The sequence below is a fragment of the Shewanella sp. 125m-7 genome, assembly GCF_052977045.1.
In genome coordinates this window covers 1-5,785 of the sequence record NZ_JBRILQ010000081.1, presented here as the reverse complement: position 1 = coordinate 5,785, position 5,785 = coordinate 1, and the positions used below count along the sequence as shown (strand labels likewise).

Annotated in this window: 2 protein-coding genes; one reads left to right on the top strand and one right to left on the bottom strand. The window is 45.8% G+C overall.

Annotated features, from left to right (window positions below; all coding sequences use genetic code 11):
• Positions 1-160 precede the first annotated feature (160 nt).
• Complete coding sequence (locus ACVBIL_RS20430; protein WP_447168769.1) at positions 161-4,714, bottom strand: ATP-binding protein; 4,554 nt, start codon at positions 4,712-4,714, stop codon at positions 161-163.
• A 122-nt stretch (positions 4,715-4,836) separates the two neighbouring features.
• On the opposite strand from ACVBIL_RS20430, the gene ACVBIL_RS20425 reads away from it, so the two are divergent.
• Positions 4,837-5,748 carry a LysR family transcriptional regulator gene (locus ACVBIL_RS20425; RefSeq protein ID WP_447168768.1) on the top strand — a complete coding sequence of 304 codons (912 nt, stop codon included), beginning with the start codon at positions 4,837-4,839 and terminating at the stop codon, positions 5,746-5,748.
• Positions 5,749-5,785 lie beyond the last annotated feature (37 nt).

Here is a 5,785-nt window from a genome sequence, read left to right as displayed (position 1 = left end):
TATCCACGTTCAGTGCTCTATATACCCAGCCGCTACCCACTTAAATATAAACAGTAGTGCTTATCCGAATAGCATTACACGTAACGTGGGTATTTTCAGCTAAGGGTATGACATTCTCCAGTCGCCTTAAATCAGACGAGTGGAGGACGCTACCTAGATGCTAGGCAACGGGTGATACAACAAATAGCAACTCACCTTGTGATACTTGCTGAGCGTTACTGTTAAGAATACGCTCGATACGATACTGCTGATCTTCAGGATAAAGTACTGCATTCTTACGGTTAAAGCCGGCTAAGGTTACCTGTGAGAACATCTTCATCGCTTCTGTAAGCGCCAAAGTCTGATCTACTGTAACAATGTCGCCTTCTTTAACGAAGTCTGCTTCACCCGGAGCTGGAGAGGTATAAAAGATACCCGCGCCCTGTGCCATAACCTTAAGCTCGTTACTCTCACCTACGCGAAGTGATGCTGTATCAACACCGACTGCTTCTGCCGCCGCTTCCATTTCAGCAATCATCTCTGGCACATCTAGCTCTGCCATAAAGCGTGGTAGATAGTTTGTATCGTAAACGCCTTCGTTGAAGGTGCCATCTTTAAGGATGCGCGTTAGCAATGGAATGTTAGTCGCGATACCTTTAATCACCACTTGATTTGCTAGGTAATCGTGTAGCTTAACAATCACATCTTCACGACTTTCACCACGGCAAATAATCTGTGCAATCAAGCTATCGTAGTAAGGAGAAACCTCTTTACCTTCACCAGCGATTGAGATGATTTCGATGTCATCACGCTCTGGCATCTGGTACTCAGTAATTAGGCCTGGGTACGGCAGTAATTGCAGAACGCCATTGCTATCAAGAGCGGCTTTCTCTGCCGTTACACGCACTTCCATCGCATAGCCAATATTTTGCGGCTCAAGCTCTGCAATCGAGCGACCCGCAGCGATATCAAAACCTGCACTCACGATATCGATGCCAGATGTGGCTTCAGTCACTGGGTGCTCAACCTGTAGACGGGTGTTCATCTCCATAAAGTAGACTTCGTTCGCGTCTAAGTTATAGATAAATTCGACCGTACCCGCGCCCATGTAGTCAGTAGCATCACCCAATAAACGGGTGTACTCCATCACGCGCTGCTTAAGCTCATCAGGCAACATCGTTGAGCCCGACTCTTCAACCACTTTCTGGTTATTACGCTGTACAGAACAATCACGTAGACCGAGTACCTTGGTGTTACCAAACTGGTCACGTAGCAACTGGACTTCAATATGACGTAGTGAAGTCACATACTTCTCTAGGTACAAGTCACCGTTACCGAACGCTGCAGCCGCTTCCGTAGAGGTCTTTTGGAACAAAGAAATCATGTCGCCTGGACGCTCAACAACCTGAATACCTTTACCGCCGCCACCTTGTACCGCTTTAAGCAGAACTGGGTAACCGATTTCGCTCGCAACATTTACTGCTTGCTCTGCGTTAGTCAAAATACCGTGACTACCAGGTACAACAGGTACGTTTTGCGCTTGTGAGGTCTTAATCGCGTTCGACTTGTTGCCCATAGTTGTCATGCTGTGCACACTTGGACCAACAAAGTTAATACCGTTGTTGACACAAAGTGCAGCAAACTGCGGGCTTTCAGATAAGAAACCGATACCTGGATGCAGTGCATCTACGTTTTCGTACTCAGCAACCTTAAGTACCGAGTAAGCATTTAGGTAGCTCTCATCAGAGGTGTTACCACCAATACAAACTAACTTGTCGTTACCTTTTAGCATATCGGCAGGTACTGACGTCATATCAGGATCTGATGCAACCAATACTACGTTGATATTGTTGTCATGTGCTTTACGGATAAGCTTAACCGCGGTACAACCTCGCGCATGCACCAGTACCTTCTCAATCGGCTTCATTAGCTGACGAGGGTCATCCTGAACAATCACTTCTTCAGCGATCAACCTTTCAGGTACCAATGTTGATACTGCACTACCAATGACATCAACAATCTTAGCCGTAGGCTTAGGCATTAATGGATCGATGCTTTGTAGTTGATCGTCAATCGTGTCACTAAATGGGTTCGTCACCAATGCATCCATCGCACCAGGTACTTTAGACAAGTAGTTAGACAGCGTTGAAGTAGATGGTAAGTATGCAGGGACAACCATTTGGCCAGCAAATGGCATGTTAGTACCTGATAGATAATAAGTTTGCACCAATGGGTGAGTCACAAAACTCGCCTGTGCACCACCTGTACAGTCGCCGTAACCAAACATCAATACTGGCAATTCGTTATCACGAATAAAGCGAGTAATACGATCGTTCACCACAGCCATTGAAAATAGTGCAGCTGCACCTTCTTTAGTCTGCATACCACCTGAACTGATGAAACAGATAACCGGTAGTCTGCGCTTAGCACACTCAATCAATAGCGCGCTGAATTTCTCTGCAGCCGCCATATCGAATGCACCCGCTTGGAATGCTGTATTTGAAACCGCTACACCGACGCGCAATGACTGACCGTTATGCTCAAAGTCAGCAAGACCTGTGATTAAACCACATGGGCGTATGCCCTTGTCTAATGCATCTTCGATAGATAGACGGAAACCAGGGAAGTTCAGCAAGTTAGCTGAAATCTTGTCACCGTTAATCTCTTCAAACTCAGTGAAGAACTTAGCGACAATTGATTCCCAACCCATTTTTCCTGTGCGCTTTTCATCGCGCAGTACTTTCTGGATGAGTAGATCTTGGTAACCCATGGTCAAACGGTTCCAGAAGTCTTTACGACGCCCGATACGCACAGGATTAATTGCACCCGTGTATTCAGCGTTTTCTTCTTCGCTGTCAAAATACTCTGGCAGCAAACGCTCGAAGAAGTAAGTCAGAATAACAAATAGGCTGTCGTTTAACTGAGGGAAACCAACACTCTTCCACTGCTCTGTACGAGTCAGTAGCTCTGCGCGGTTTGACTGGGTCATAAAGTACTTCAGCCACTTGTAGAACTTGTTCTTATCGTTGGCCACGTTTTGCGTCGATAGTGCACGGTCAATAGAGTCATGCAGTAAGTTATCAACCGAGTTACGAGACAAGCTCTTAGACATCATGGCTTCTTTAGCGATAGACGCAAGGTTACCCACGACGTTGTCGTAAAGCGCGTCGAACACCAAGATGTTATGACATTGCCAGATGAAATCTTCACGAAGCTCATCGTGAACAATCACATCTAACACGGTTAGCTTGTTAAGCTCAGGCCAATCGGCTTGAGTCACTTCAGACGGAAGCGTCTCTAGATAATTGATAAGCCCTTTGAAGTTGTTTTCAGCGTTGCCTTTCCAGCGATGGTATAGCGACCAACTGATGTTAAAGATTAGCGCCTTACGGGCTTTCTTGTAGTTCTCTTTTGGCTCACCCAAAATCAAACGCGTTAGCATGTTACGCTCGGTAGACACATCATCACGTTTAGCGATGAAGTTGCCCCATAGCTTGTTCAACTCTTCGTCATAAACCAATTTATCAGGGCTTGATAACCAAGACTGGAATACACGGTCTTGCTCTTGCTGAATACGCGCTAACAAATCACCTTCAGGTACGCTCACCTTAGATAGACGACCATACTGCTCTTGCGAGATAGAATGGATACGGCTACGTAGCGTCAAGTAACGCAAGTAACGGTATGTACTACCAAATAGGTTCAAATGCATCGTAGGGTTGTTGGCAACCGCAAGCTCTGCGTTAAGCTCTAATGCTTCAAGATTCTTAGACGGGCTTAGGAAACGTGCCAAGCTGCGATCGTAATGTTCACGTAAGTCTTCTGATTCACGCACAAAGTTGACTGCTGCTTTCTCAACCGCTTCGATGCTGCTAATGATAGCGCGGCGCAAGTTGTGCTGGCGCTCATCTCTGTCAGATGGCGAGAAATCGATAATGCCGTCGATACAACCTGAGGTATAAAGCTCTTCTGGCGATACACCTACAGATTTCGCACATTCCTGCCAAGACAAGTTGTATTTGCGCGCGATACTCTGCAGGCCTTGTGGCTGAATGGTGTTAAAAATACCATCACGTAGCGACAATAAAATGTTTGCCGCAGCAAGTGGGATAGCGCCACCAGAGTAACCCGCACCGATAACGATACCCACAGTCGGTACGTCAACGTTTGCGCTCTCAGCAATCGCTTTAGAAATTGAATGTGCTTGATTCTGGCTATTAGCGACTTCACCTGCGTCGGCACCTGGGGTGTCGATAAGGTACACTATCGGCATAGACAGTTCAGCAAAGTGGCGAATCGCTTTACAGCAAGCAATGTGATGCTCAGGCATCCACGCTCCGTTTGCTGTTGTACGCTCTTGAGCCACAAAACCGATACGGCGAGTACGAGATCCAAAATTCAGTTCAATCTCTGCACTATAAAAAGGGCCAATATGGGTTTCGGTAATGAGCTTACCTTTAAGATCGGCAATGATGCGCTTAGCACCAGGACGATTTTTATCTTGGGTTGGTTGAATCACCTTGGTGACATAACCGTCAACGTCTAACTGAGCCAAGTCTTTAAGATTGGCTTGAATCGCGTCATCGCCTAAAAGACCTTTAATCTCTTCTGAAAGCGTTTGCTTGCTGTGCTCAGGAAACAGTGAAAAATCTTTGGCTAACTGCTCTGCTTTTAAGAAAAGCGGATCGGCAGTTTGCACTTGAGTCATGTTAGTGGGCTGATTTTTGCTGGTCATCGAAAGATCCTCTGCTTTTAGCCTCTGAAATTTTTAGCCCGTAAATATAACTTTGTTATCCCGTCAATTGCTATTAAACTGCGCTAGACGCTTTGTTCCATATTTGAGACAGTGGAGATAACATGCCTGATTTAAACGGTATGATGCTCTTTGCAGCGGTAGTTAGAGCCAAAGGTTTCTCTCAAGCTGCCCGTGAAATAGGCATGCCAAAATCAACTATTAGCCGTAAAGTTGCTCAACTAGAAGAGCAACTTGGCGTGCGACTTTTGCAACGAGATACCCGTAATTTAAGCCTGACTCAGGTCGGCGCGCTGTTTTTTCAGCATTGCTCCAGTATAAGCGATGAAATTGAGGCTGCCAAAGCCACTGTTGAAAATACTCATAACGACGTTTCTGGCTTGTTGCGTATCGCTATTCCCGTCTCTTTTAGCCAAGAGTTAATCGCTACATTATGTAGTGGTTTTCTGCGCCTATACCCCAATGTTGAACTCGATGTGCAATTTACCGACAGTGATATAGGGCTTGTGGGAGAAGGTTACGATATCGCCATTAAATATGGTCCACTGCAATCGTCTGATTTAGTCGCAAGACTGCTATTTGAGCGTCAGCCTATATTAGTTGCCAGTCCTAGCTACCTGAAAGTTCATGGCACGCCCGCTACACCGCAGGATTTAGCCGAACATAGCGGTATTTTATTAGGAACATCACGTTCGGCGCCGATTTGGCCCTTAGGCAAAGGCACAAGAAAAACCATGGTTAACTTTCAGCGAAAAGTACGCGTAAACAGTGCCGTGATGGTCAAGCAACTGGTGATGGACGACTTTGGCATTGCCATGCTGTCAAACTCGGTTTGTAAGAACGAATTAGCTAGCGGCTCTTTAGTGCCAATATTACAAGAATGGCCAATAGAAGCTTTTAAAGTATACGGTGTGTATTCAAGCAGACGTCAGCTGGCCACCAACATTAGCGTATTTTTAGACTTCTTCCATAAGCGCTTTACTAGCCAAGAGTCACTACAATCTATGATGATGTAATTGAACTGGCGACAATGAGCTACTAACATCAGTGTAT

Bases quoted from the DNA above. Each gene is read 5' to 3' on its own strand.
- ACVBIL_RS20430 (WP_447168769.1), bottom strand. From the start codon at position 4,714: ATGACCAGCAAAAATCAGCCCACTAACATGACTCAAGTGCAAACTGCC.
- ACVBIL_RS20425 (WP_447168768.1), top strand. From the start codon at position 4,837: ATGCCTGATTTAAACGGTATGATGCTCTTTGCAGCGGTAGTTAGAGCC.